Source organism: Pseudomonas fragi (genome assembly GCF_025426255.1).
Lineage (GTDB): Bacteria > Pseudomonadota > Gammaproteobacteria > Pseudomonadales > Pseudomonadaceae > Aquipseudomonas > Aquipseudomonas kulmbachensis.
In genome coordinates this window covers 3,621,773-3,633,830 of sequence record NZ_CP104861.1, presented here as the reverse complement: position 1 = coordinate 3,633,830, position 12,058 = coordinate 3,621,773, and the positions used below count along the sequence as shown (strand labels likewise).

Genomic DNA, 12,058 nt, shown 5'->3' with positions numbered 1-12,058 from the left:
CAGCGAAAGCTAACCAACCGCTCTTTAACAACTGAATCAAGCAATTCGTGTGGGTGCTTGTGGAGTCAGACTGATAGTCAACAAGATTATCAGCATCACAAGTTACTCCGCGAGAAATCAAAGATGTAACCAACGATTGCTGAGCCAAGTTTAGGGTTTCTTAAAAACCCAAAGATGTTTGAACTGAAGAGTTTGATCATGGCTCAGATTGAACGCTGGCGGCAGGCCTAACACATGCAAGTCGAGCGGTAGAGAGAAGCTTGCTTCTCTTGAGAGCGGCGGACGGGTGAGTAATACCTAGGAATCTGCCTGATAGTGGGGGATAACGTTCGGAAACGGACGCTAATACCGCATACGTCCTACGGGAGAAAGCAGGGGACCTTCGGGCCTTGCGCTATCAGATGAGCCTAGGTCGGATTAGCTAGTTGGTGAGGTAATGGCTCACCAAGGCTACGATCCGTAACTGGTCTGAGAGGATGATCAGTCACACTGGAACTGAGACACGGTCCAGACTCCTACGGGAGGCAGCAGTGGGGAATATTGGACAATGGGCGAAAGCCTGATCCAGCCATGCCGCGTGTGTGAAGAAGGTCTTCGGATTGTAAAGCACTTTAAGTTGGGAGGAAGGGCAGTTACCTAATACGTGACTGTCTTGACGTTACCGACAGAATAAGCACCGGCTAACTCTGTGCCAGCAGCCGCGGTAATACAGAGGGTGCAAGCGTTAATCGGAATTACTGGGCGTAAAGCGCGCGTAGGTGGTTTGTTAAGTTGAATGTGAAATCCCCGGGCTCAACCTGGGAACTGCATCCAAAACTGGCAAGCTAGAGTATGGTAGAGGGTAGTGGAATTTCCTGTGTAGCGGTGAAATGCGTAGATATAGGAAGGAACACCAGTGGCGAAGGCGACTACCTGGACTGATACTGACACTGAGGTGCGAAAGCGTGGGGAGCAAACAGGATTAGATACCCTGGTAGTCCACGCCGTAAACGATGTCAACTAGCCGTTGGGAGTCTTGAACTCTTAGTGGCGCAGCTAACGCATTAAGTTGACCGCCTGGGGAGTACGGCCGCAAGGTTAAAACTCAAATGAATTGACGGGGGCCCGCACAAGCGGTGGAGCATGTGGTTTAATTCGAAGCAACGCGAAGAACCTTACCAGGCCTTGACATCCAATGAACTTTCTAGAGATAGATTGGTGCCTTCGGGAACATTGAGACAGGTGCTGCATGGCTGTCGTCAGCTCGTGTCGTGAGATGTTGGGTTAAGTCCCGTAACGAGCGCAACCCTTGTCCTTAGTTACCAGCACGTAATGGTGGGCACTCTAAGGAGACTGCCGGTGACAAACCGGAGGAAGGTGGGGATGACGTCAAGTCATCATGGCCCTTACGGCCTGGGCTACACACGTGCTACAATGGTCGGTACAAAGGGTTGCCAAGCCGCGAGGTGGAGCTAATCCCATAAAACCGATCGTAGTCCGGATCGCAGTCTGCAACTCGACTGCGTGAAGTCGGAATCGCTAGTAATCGTGAATCAGAATGTCACGGTGAATACGTTCCCGGGCCTTGTACACACCGCCCGTCACACCATGGGAGTGGGTTGCACCAGAAGTAGCTAGTCTAACCTTCGGGAGGACGGTTACCACGGTGTGATTCATGACTGGGGTGAAGTCGTAACAAGGTAGCCGTAGGGGAACCTGCGGCTGGATCACCTCCTTAATCGACGACATCAGCTGCTCCGTAAGTTCCCACACGAATTGCTTGATTCACTGTAAAAGACGGTAGAAGCCACTTAAGTTGTACGGCTTCTCTATCGTAAAGCTTAGAAATGAACATTTTCTCGAAAGAGAGTGAATGTTGATTTCTGATCTTTTGATTAGATCGTTCTTTAAAAATTTGGGTATGTAATAGAAAGTTAGACTGGATAACACTTTCACTGGTGTTTATTCAGGCTAAGGTAAAATTTGTGAATGAGTTCTTAATTGAACATGCGAATTTTCGGCGAATGTCGTCTTCATAGTATAACCAGATTGCTTGGGGTTATATGGTCAAGTGAAGAAGCGCATACGGTGGATGCCTTGGCAGTCAGAGGCGATGAAAGACGTGGTAGCCTGCGAAAAGCTTCGGGGAGTCGGCAAACAGACTTTGATCCGGAGATGTCTGAATGGGGGAACCCACCTAACATAAGTTAGGTATCTTAAGCTGAATACATAGGCTTAAGAAGCGAACCAGGGGAACTGAAACATCTAAGTACCCTGAGGAAAAGAAATCAACCGAGATTCCCTTAGTAGTGGCGAGCGAACGGGGACCAGCCCTTAAGCTGTATTGATGTTAGCGGAACGCTCTGGAAAGTGCGGCCATAGTGGGTGATAGCCCTGTACGCGAAAACATCTTTGCAGTGAAATCGAGTAGGACGGAGCACGAGAAACTTTGTCTGAATATGGGGGGACCATCCTCCAAGGCTAAATACTACTGACTGACCGATAGTGAACTAGTACCGTGAGGGAAAGGCGAAAAGAACCCCGGAGAGGGGAGTGAAATAGATCCTGAAACCGTATGCGTACAAGCAGTGGGAGCCTACTTTGTTGGGTGACTGCGTACCTTTTGTATAATGGGTCAGCGACTTATTTTCAGTGGCAAGCTTAACCGAATAGGGGAGGCGTAGCGAAAGCGAGTCTTAATAGGGCGTCTAGTCGCTGGGAATAGACCCGAAACCGGGCGATCTATCCATGGGCAGGTTGAAGGTTGGGTAACACTAACTGGAGGACCGAACCGACTACCGTTGAAAAGTTAGCGGATGACCTGTGGATCGGAGTGAAAGGCTAATCAAGCTCGGAGATAGCTGGTTCTCCTCGAAAGCTATTTAGGTAGCGCCTCATGTATCACTGTAGGGGGTAGAGCACTGTTTCGGCTAGGGGGTCATCCCGACTTACCAAACCGATGCAAACTCCGAATACCTACAAGTGCCGAGCATGGGAGACACACGGCGGGTGCTAACGTCCGTCGTGAAAAGGGAAACAACCCAGACCGTCAGCTAAGGTCCCAAAGTTATGGTTAAGTGGGAAACGATGTGGGAAGGCTTAGACAGCTAGGAGGTTGGCTTAGAAGCAGCCACCCTTTAAAGAAAGCGTAATAGCTCACTAGTCGAGTCGGCCTGCGCGGAAGATTTAACGGGGCTCAAACCATACACCGAAGCTACGGGTATCACTTAGGTGATGCGGTAGAGGAGCGTTCTGTAAGCCTGTGAAGGTGAGTTGAGAAGCTTGCTGGAGGTATCAGAAGTGCGAATGCTGACATGAGTAACGATAATGGGTGTGAAAAACACCCACGCCGAAAGACCAAGGTTTCCTGCGCAACGTTAATCGACGCAGGGTTAGTCGGTCCCTAAGGCGAGGCTGAAAAGCGTAGTCGATGGAAAACAGGTTAATATTCCTGTACTTCTGGTTATTGCGATGGAGGGACGGAGAAGGCTAGGCCAGCTTGGCGTTGGTTGTCCAAGTTTAAGGTGGTAGGCTGGAATCTTAGGTAAATCCGGGATTCTAAGGCCGAGAGCTGATGACGAGTTAACTTTTAGTTAACGAAGTGGTTGATGCCATGCTTCCAAGAAAAGCTTCTAAGCTTCAGGTAACCAGGAACCGTACCCCAAACCGACACAGGTGGTTGGGTAGAGAATACCAAGGCGCTTGAGAGAACTCGGGTGAAGGAACTAGGCAAAATGGCACCGTAACTTCGGGAGAAGGTGCGCCGGTGAGGGTGAAGCATTTACTGCGTAAGCCCACGCCGGTCGAAGATACCAGGCCGCTGCGACTGTTTATTAAAAACACAGCACTCTGCAAACACGAAAGTGGACGTATAGGGTGTGACGCCTGCCCGGTGCCGGAAGGTTAATTGATGGGGTTAGCTAACGCGAAGCTCTTGATCGAAGCCCCGGTAAACGGCGGCCGTAACTATAACGGTCCTAAGGTAGCGAAATTCCTTGTCGGGTAAGTTCCGACCTGCACGAATGGCGTAACGATGGCGGCGCTGTCTCCACCCGAGACTCAGTGAAATTGAAATCGCTGTGAAGATGCAGTGTATCCGCGGCTAGACGGAAAGACCCCGTGAACCTTTACTATAGCTTTGCACTGGACTTTGAATTTGCTTGTGTAGGATAGGTGGGAGGCTTTGAAGTGTGGACGCCAGTCTGCATGGAGCCAACCTTGAAATACCACCCTGGCAACTTTGAGGTTCTAACTCAGGTCCGTTATCCGGATCGAGGACAGTGTATGGTGGGTAGTTTGACTGGGGCGGTCTCCTCCTAAAGAGTAACGGAGGAGTACGAAGGTGCGCTCAGACCGGTCGGAAATCGGTCGTAGAGTATAAAGGCAAAAGCGCGCTTGACTGCGAGACAGACACGTCGAGCAGGTACGAAAGTAGGTCTTAGTGATCCGGTGGTTCTGTATGGAAGGGCCATCGCTCAACGGATAAAAGGTACTCCGGGGATAACAGGCTGATACCGCCCAAGAGTTCATATCGACGGCGGTGTTTGGCACCTCGATGTCGGCTCATCACATCCTGGGGCTGAAGCCGGTCCCAAGGGTATGGCTGTTCGCCATTTAAAGTGGTACGCGAGCTGGGTTTAGAACGTCGTGAGACAGTTCGGTCCCTATCTGCCGTGGACGTTTGAGATTTGAGAGGGGCTGCTCCTAGTACGAGAGGACCGGAGTGGACGAACCTCTGGTGTTCCGGTTGTCACGCCAGTGGCATTGCCGGGTAGCTATGTTCGGGAAAGATAACCGCTGAAAGCATCTAAGCGGGAAACTTGCCTCAAGATGAGATCTCACTGGAACCTTGAGTTCCCTAAAGGGCCGTCGAAGACTACGACGTTGATAGGTTGGGTGTGTAAGCGCTGTGAGGCGTTGAGCTAACCAATACTAATTGCCCGTGAGGCTTGACCATATAACACCCAAGCAATTTGCGCCCTTGAATACAAGAGCCTGCAAGTTGCGGTGTGTGAAGACGATACAAACCGAAAGTTTGCGTTCACAAAACACCCTCTATTACATACCCATTCGCTGGAGCGTAAGCCGAAAGGCAAACGACCTGGCTACCGAATTTCTTGACGACCATAGAGCATTGGAACCACCTGATCCCATCCCGAACTCAGTAGTGAAACGATGCATCGCCGATGGTAGTGTGGGGTTTCCCCATGTGAGAGTAGGTCATCGTCAAGATTAAATTCCAAACCCCCTGTCTGCTCACGCAGACAGGGGGTTTGTTTTTGTGCCGAGAAAAGTTGCGGCTAACGCAATGCCTGGAATTACAGCTTGACCATACTTTTCCCGGAGCAAAAAAAAACACCCCGAAAGGTGGTTTTTTTGAACCTGCGATTCAGTCACCGTAGTAGATACAGCCACTGGTGCAGGTTTCATGAATGCGTATCGCCGACAGTTCTGGAAGCAAAGGTTTGAGCTGTTGCCAAATCCACTTTGCCAATACTTCGCTGGTTGGATTTTCCAGGCCCGGAATGTCGTTCAAGTAATTGTGATCAAGCAGCTCATAAAGCGGTTTGAAAATCGCTTTGATTTCCGAAAAGTCACGGATCCAGCCTGTTGCAGGGTCGATATCGCCGCTTAAATGGATCGCCACCTTGAATGAGTGACCATGCAAGCGGCCGCATTTATGGCCTTCAGGAACATAAGGCAGGCGATGCGCAGATTCGAAGGTAAACTCTTTGAAAATTTCCACAATGTTTATAGCTCTTGAAGAAGTGACTATCGCCTGAGCGATAAATACAGGCTCGCAGTTTAGCAGTTAACACTCAGGTGCAGGTGTATACCTCCCTCATTCCGGAGCCTCGCCAGGCCGATTCAGTTTCAATTAAGCCAGCAACGCTATGCTTTGTGTTTTTGATGTCGCATAACGACGCTGGACGGAGGCCGTAAAGGCAAGTGATGACAGTGAACGTACGAGTTGGCGGATTGGTCGTGCTGATGTTTTCTGCTTTCTGTTCTTTGGCCTTCGCGCGGGACTTGGGGCAAGACGAGGCGCTGCATTTGCGCGAGAAAGGTCTCATTCAGCCTCTGGAGCAACTGCTTCAAAAAGCCCTCGAGCGCTATCCAGGTTCAAAGCTGCTGGAAGTGGAGCTTGAAGAGGATGACGACGTTTATGTTTATGAGGTTGAACTGCTTACGCCCAGTGGCGTAGTCCGTGAGATCAAGCTGAACGCCAGTAATGGTCAATTGCTCAAAGACGAGGTAGACGATTAATGCGGTTGTTGCTGGTGGAAGATCATGTCCCTTTGGCCGACGAACTGATGGCCGGCCTGACTCGATTGGGCTATGCGGTTGATTGGCTGGCCGATGGGCGTGATGCCCTTTATCAAGGGCAAAGTGAGCCGTATGACCTGATTATTCTCGATTTGGGCTTACCCGGAATTTCCGGCATCGATGTTCTCAAACAATGGCGTGCGCAGGGGTTGGCAACGCCGGTACTGATTCTGACTGCCCGTAGTTCCTGGTCTGAGCGCATTGATGGTCTTAAAGCCGGTGCAGATGATTATGTGACCAAGCCTTTCCATCCTGAAGAGCTGCAGTTGAGGGTACAGGCACTATTGCGTCGCTCTCACGGTCAAGCGAATCAGCCTTTATTGAAGTCTGCGGGGCTGCATTTGGATGAGGCACGTCAATGTGTGATCAATGACGGGGCCGAAGTACAGCTGACCGCTGCCGAGTTTCGCCTTCTGCGGTATTTCATGTTGCATCCGCAGCAGATTCTCTCCAAGAGTCATTTGGCTGAGCATCTCTACGATGGCGAGACCGAGCGTGACTCTAATGTGCTTGAGGTCCATGTGAACCACCTGCGTCGCAAGCTAGGGCGGGCCGTGATCGAAACCCGGCGTGGCCAGGGTTATATTTTCGGCGCTGTTGGCCAGTGAAATCCATTCAGAGGCGTTTGAGCCTGGGCTTGGTCAGTGTTCTGTTGGTTGCAGGTCTGGTCGTAGGCCAGGTCAGTCTCTGGTTGTTCGAAAATGGCCTGCAGAGCTACCTGGAATCTGGCCTGAAGAATGACAGCGAAAATTTGCTGATGGCATTGAGCCGCGGTCCCCAGGGATTGCAGTTGGATGAGCGGCGAGTATCGCCAGCGTATCAACGTCCCTTCTCCGGGCACTATTTCAGCATCGAATTTGGTGATACTCACTGGCGCTCACGCTCGCTGTGGGACGCTCAATTGCCGCGACTCAGCCAGCCTGGATTGGACAGCGTGCTACAACCTGGCCCTGAAGGGCAGATGCTGCTGGTCTTGCGCAGTGACTATCGGCGTCTTGGTCAGGTGGTCTCCATCAGCGTGGCTCAGGACTACACACCGATCCGGGATAGCTTCAAGCAAGTTCAGCGGATCGGTCTGGGCATTGGTGTCCTGGCCCTGATCATTGTATTGCTGCTGCAACGAATTACTGTGCGCCGTGCTCTGCGGCCATTGGAGACTGCACGTAAACAGATTGCTCAATTGCAGTCAGGCCAGCGCTCGCAACTTGATGCACAGGTGCCCCTTGAGCTTGAGCCGTTGGTCACGCAGGTAAACCATTTGCTGGCTCATACCGAAGACAATCTCAAGCGCTCGCGTAATGCACTGGGCAATCTGGGCCATGCATTAAAAACACCGTTGGCGGTCTTAGTCAGCCTGGCCAATGATCCGCGGCTTGCAGCTTATCCTCAGATCCAAAAAACACTGCGTGAGCAGTTGGAGCAGATACAGCAGCGTATGAGTCGTGAACTCAATCGTGCACGCCTTGCAGGTGATGCGTTGCCGGGTGCTCAATTTGATGCCGATGCAGAACTGCCTGGGCTTCTGTCGACTTTGGGCATGATTCACGGCGATCATCTGGAGTTGATACTCAAGGCTTCGCCGGGCATCCATTTACCCTGGGACCGGGAGGACATGCTCGAGCTGCTCGGCAATCTATTGGATAACGCCTGCAAATGGGCCGACTCCCAGGTAGAGCTAAGCGTTAGTCAAATGCCAAGCGGGTTTTTGATCGAGGTGCAGGATGATGGTCCGGGTATTCCGGCGACCGAGCGTGATCAGGTGTTCAGCCGAGGCACGCGTCTGGACGAGCAAACCAGTGGTCATGGCCTGGGGCTGGGGATTGTGCGAGACATTGTTGATGCCTGGGGTGGGGAGATGCAGCTTGATACGGGTACGTTGGGCGGGCTGCTGGTAAGAATCAAACTCCCGGGGCGTACGCCAAAGGCGACGACGGCTTAAAGCCGTCATCGCCCAGCAGATCACACGCGAAATTGGTCCATCAACCCTTGCTGCTGGTTGGCCAGTGCGTTGAGTGATTGGCTGACCCGCGCAGACTCATTGGCCTGTTCAGACAATGACTCGGTTACATCGCGAATAGTGGCTATGTTGGTGTTGATTTCTTCCGCTACGGCACTTTGCTCTTCTGCTGCACTGGCAATCTGCAAGTTCATGTCGGTGATCACGGTCACGGCATCACCGATTTGCTGCAAGGCCGTCACCGCTTGTCCCACTTGCTCGACACTGCCCTGGGCTTGGCGATGGCTATTGCCCATGGAGCTCACCACTTCCTGGGTGCCTGCCTGCAGTTGCTCGATGACCAGCCGGGTTTCCTCAACCGATTCCTGGGTCCGGCGTGCCAGATTGCGTACTTCGTCAGCCACCACGGCAAAACCGCGCCCGGCTTCGCCTGCCCGCGCTGCTTCGATTGCAGCATTCAGGGCGAGCAGGTTGGTCTGTTCGGCAATCGCACGAATAACTTCCAGCACCGAGCCTATTTTTTCACTATTGGCCGCCAGCCCTTCGACTTGTGCCATGGCCACGCTCATGTCGGCAGCCAGATGGTCGATGCTGGTGGTGGTGCGGTCGATGATGGTGAGGCCTTGGCGTGTCGCCTGATCGGCATCACGAGCGGCCTGGGCAGCCTGCGCAGCACTGCGTGCCACGTCCTGTGCCGTTGCGCTCATCTCGTGGGAGGCGGTGGCCGCCTGATCGACCTGACGGTATTGCTGTTCCATGCCGGCACTGGTCTGGGTGGCAATGGCAGCCGACTGATCGGCCGTACTGCGGGCATCCTGAACCGAGCGTTTAACCTCGGCGATGGTTGGTTGCAGTTTGTCGAGAAAACGGTTGAACCAACTGGCCAGTTCGCCCAGTTCGTCTTTTTTATCGTAAGCCAGGCGACGAGTCAGATCGCCTTCACCGCTGGCAATATCTTCGAGCATGTTGGCCACGCTGAGGATTGGACGTGTAACGCTACGGGCCATCAGCCACACGAGCATCAGTCCGATGATTGCAGCGAGTGAACCCCAGGCCAACTCGACCAGGGCCCCGGCTTTATTGCCTTCATCCAGTTCGACTTGCAGCGCTTGGGCCGGTCCAAGCAATATTTTTTCCGGTACGTCGAGTAATACGGCCCAAGGCTTGCTGCCGGGGATCGGCAGGAAGGGGGTCAGGACTTTCAAGCGCTGCTGGCTGCGAATGCTTTGTGCCTGATCACTCCCGGCCATCATCCGAGTCAGTTGAGCGCCATCGTTGAGGTCTACCTGGTCAAGGCGCTGGGAAAGCTTGCTGGCATCAGCACTGAACCCGGCCAGTATCCCTGCCGAACTGATGATGCCCACACGGGTTTCCCCTTTGTACAGCTTCTGACTGGCTTGCAGGCTGATGGCTTGCAAGCTGTTGAGGTTGATATCGACCGACAGTGACGCGATGACTTTGCCGTCAACAATCAGTGGGAACACGATGCTGGTCAGCAATACGTTTTGCCCGTCGATCTCATAAAAATACGGTTCGATGATGCACGGTTTACGCGTCGTACGTGGGCAGGTAAACCATGTGTTATTGGCTTGGCCGCTGGGCCCGGTGCTGGTGTCGGCCATGTCCTTCTCAGGCAGTGCCATCGAGGTCAGTTTGCCCGGTGTCGGTTGCGACCAGTACAGGGCAAAGCGCCCCTTGTCATTGCTGCCCAGCTCTTTTTGATGGTCGAACAGTGCGTCCTTGCCATCCAGCGCGTTGGCTTCAAACACCAGCGACAGCCCCAGCAGGTCCGGATTGGCTTGCAGCGCGGCTTTTACCTGGCGGGTCAGGTCTTCACGCAGGTCGAAGGCATCCAGAAAGCGTTTCTCGGATTGCTCACGTAAAAACAGGACTTGTCGGGCGAAGCCGTTGCCGTACTGATAGGCGTCCATAAACTGGCGACTGATAGCCAGTGCCTGGGCTTCACCCTGGGCCTCAATGCGAGCTTGGGCAGAATCATTAAGCATCTGCGAACTTGAAGCCTCTACCAGGTCGGCGGTGTGATCCATGCGATAGAGAGAAAGCCCCACCAGCAAGGTGACAACGCCCAGCAGGCAGAGTCCGGCGAGGAGGGTGATTTTCCATTGGATGGAAAGCTGTCTAAGCGACATGGATACATCCTAAAAAGGGGCTTTCATTGTTAGCGGCCGTGCGGGTTTTTTCTTTACCCGAAAGCCAGAGTTATTAGTCATCCAATCGGTGTTTATAAAGCTGATTTAGCCCTTTAAATACTAGGGTTAAGGCCTGCGGAGGTGGATTGGTGGGAGCCTGTTGGCACGCGCTTTGACAAGGGGCTGGAGGTGCTGCAAAGTGTGCGCCCCCAAATAGGTCAACCCTTCCAGATCCGGCGATTGGAACAGTCGTCTGTTGCCCGAAATTTTCCGCTTTACGGTGTTTTATCGTGGTGCGCGCTATGAGGTTGTAATAATGAATGCAGTAATTGCCGCGGTCGGCATCATGCTGGTGCTCAGTCTGTCCCGTGTGCATGTGGTAATCGCACTGATTGTGGGTGCCGTCGTTGGCGGTCTCGTGGGTGGTCTGGGTATCGAAGCAACGCTCAACGCTTTTAACGGTGGCCTGGGTGGTGGCGCGCAGGTTGCGTTGTCCTACGCCATGTTGGGCGCTTTTGCAGTGGCCATCGCCAAGTCGGGCATGGCCCATGCCTTGGCGGACAAAGCGTTGATGATGGTCAACAGGCAACATGCTGTCGGGGGTAATAGCGTCAAATGGTTATTGATCGGTTTGTTGCTGGTTGTGGCTATTGCTTCGCAGAACATCGTGCCGATTCACATCGCCTTTATTCCTTTATTGGTTCCGCCTCTGTTGTATGTACTGACCAAGCTGAAAATTGACCGACGCTTGATCGCCTGTGTCATGACCTTTGGTTTGATCACGCCGTACATGTTCTTGCCAGTGGGCTTTGGCAATATCTTCCTCAATCAGATCCTGCTCGCCAACGTCAGTAAAAGTGGCGTGGATATCAGCCAGGTCAATGTCACACACGCGATGGCAATCCCGGCCCTGGGTATGTTGTTTGGCTTGCTGGTGGCGGTTTTTATCAGCTACCGCAAAAAACGCGAATATGATCTGGCCAAAATCGAACAGGTTGAGCAGGTAGCCGTCAGCTATAACCCCCGCACATTGCTGGTGGCCGGTGTGGCCATTGCTGCGGCGTTTATTATTCAGCTGTGGCTGGGGTCCATGATCATTGGTGCGTTGTCGGGTTTCCTGATTTTCTCGGCCTCGGGGATTGTGCGTTGGCGCGAGACTGACGATCTGTTTACCGAAGGTATGAAAATGATGGCCATGATTGGTTTCATCATGATCGCAGCCTCGGGTTTTGCCGAAGTTCTGAAGGCCACGGGCGAGGTTAAATCGCTGGTTGAGGCATCTGCTGGCTGGATTAACCACAGCAAAGGCGTGGGTGCGCTGCTGATGTTGCTGGTGGGTTTGCTGGTGACCATGGGCATCGGCTCGTCGTTTTCGACGGTGCCGATTCTGGCGGCTATTTTTGTACCGCTGTGCGTGCAGCTGGGTTTCAGCCCGATGGCCATCGTTTGCATCGTAGGTACTGCGGGAGCCTTGGGTGATGCGGGTTCTCCGGCGTCGGACTCCACGTTGGGTCCGACCTCCGGCCTGAATATTGACGGTCAACATCATCATATCTGGGACACCGTGGTGCCCACGTTCCTGCATTACAACTTGCCATTACTGGCCTTTGGTTGGGTCGCGGCTATGGTCTTGTAAGCGCTCGAC

At 53.0% G+C, this 12,058-nt stretch carries 6 protein-coding genes and 3 rRNA genes; 7 read left to right on the top strand and 2 right to left on the bottom strand.

The window, feature by feature from the left end:
• The first annotated feature begins 180 nt into the window (after positions 1 to 180).
• The 3 genes from N7D90_RS16895 to rrf all read left to right on the top strand — a co-directional run bounded on the left by N7D90_RS16895 (position 181) and on the right by rrf (position 5,211).
• Positions 181 to 1,717, top strand: a 16S ribosomal RNA gene (locus N7D90_RS16895).
• Between the two features lie 327 nt (positions 1,718 to 2,044).
• Positions 2,045 to 4,936 (top strand): 23S ribosomal RNA (locus N7D90_RS16890).
• A gap of 159 nt (positions 4,937 to 5,095) precedes the next feature.
• Positions 5,096 to 5,211: ribosomal RNA gene (gene rrf / locus N7D90_RS16885) — 5S ribosomal RNA — on the top strand.
• The 16S, 23S and 5S rRNA genes sit together here, the layout of an rRNA operon.
• Before the next feature lie 157 nt (positions 5,212 to 5,368).
• Here the strand turns inward: rrf and queD are convergent.
• Positions 5,369 to 5,725, bottom strand: a complete 357-nt coding sequence (gene queD / locus N7D90_RS16880) for a 6-carboxytetrahydropterin synthase QueD (RefSeq protein ID WP_019410510.1) — start codon at positions 5,723 to 5,725, stop codon at positions 5,369 to 5,371.
• 206 nt (positions 5,726 to 5,931) lie between these two features.
• Here queD and N7D90_RS16875 point away from each other — a divergent pair, with 206 nt between their 5' ends.
• Genes N7D90_RS16875 through N7D90_RS16865 form a run of 3 tightly spaced genes read left to right on the top strand, consistent with a single transcriptional unit; the run spans position 5,932 to position 8,245 of the window.
• Positions 5,932 to 6,246: a PepSY domain-containing protein gene (locus tag N7D90_RS16875; RefSeq protein ID WP_261742467.1), complete on the top strand. Its 315-nt coding sequence runs from the start codon at positions 5,932 to 5,934 to the stop codon at positions 6,244 to 6,246.
• Positions 6,246 to 6,914, top strand: coding sequence for a response regulator transcription factor (locus tag N7D90_RS16870; protein ID WP_261739076.1), 669 nt, complete (start codon positions 6,246 to 6,248; stop codon positions 6,912 to 6,914). The genes N7D90_RS16875 and N7D90_RS16870 overlap by 1 nt, the downstream gene beginning before the upstream one ends.
• Positions 6,911 to 8,245 (top strand): sensor histidine kinase, encoded by a 1,335-nt coding sequence (locus N7D90_RS16865; RefSeq protein ID WP_261739075.1) that lies wholly within the window; start codon positions 6,911 to 6,913, stop codon positions 8,243 to 8,245. The genes N7D90_RS16870 and N7D90_RS16865 overlap by 4 nt, the downstream gene beginning before the upstream one ends.
• A 20-nt stretch (positions 8,246 to 8,265) precedes the next feature.
• Here the strand turns inward: N7D90_RS16865 and N7D90_RS16860 are convergent, their stop codons facing one another.
• Positions 8,266 to 10,413 carry a methyl-accepting chemotaxis protein gene (locus tag N7D90_RS16860; RefSeq protein ID WP_261739074.1) on the bottom strand — a complete coding sequence of 716 codons (2,148 nt, stop codon included), beginning with the start codon at positions 10,411 to 10,413 and terminating at the stop codon, positions 8,266 to 8,268.
• 316 nt (positions 10,414 to 10,729) lie between these two features.
• On the opposite strand from N7D90_RS16860, the gene N7D90_RS16855 reads away from it, so the two are divergent.
• Entirely contained in the window at positions 10,730 to 12,049 is a 1,320-nt protein-coding gene (locus N7D90_RS16855; protein WP_261739073.1) for a Na+/H+ antiporter family protein, read from the top strand.
• Positions 12,050 to 12,058 lie beyond the last annotated feature (9 nt).